We start from the raw sequence: 235 nt of genomic DNA on the forward strand, positions 1-235 counted from the left end.
CAGGAACTGCACTTTTTATTTATCGTATTGCGGCAATGGTTTTTGGAGAAGAATGCGGTCGTATTGCTTCCACATTTTATGCTCTGTATATTCCAAATATATTCATGAGTTCCGTATTAACTCCTGAGTTACTTGCAATGTTTTTATTTTATTTTGCTTGCTACATACTTTTATATAAAGGATTAGATCATCCTTATATGTGGGTGTTTTCAGCGATTTTATTTGCATGTAGTAA

The 235-nt window shown here is 32.8% G+C and carries 1 pseudogene; it reads left to right on the forward strand.

What is annotated here, in order from left to right:
- Window positions 1-235 (forward strand): annotated as a pseudogene (locus MR083_RS27360) (hypothetical protein); the annotation flags it as partial.

This window comes from Bacillus cereus group sp. BfR-BA-01408 (assembly GCF_022663305.1).
Taxonomy (GTDB): Bacteria; Bacillota; Bacilli; order Bacillales; family Bacillaceae_G; genus Bacillus_A; species Bacillus_A pacificus.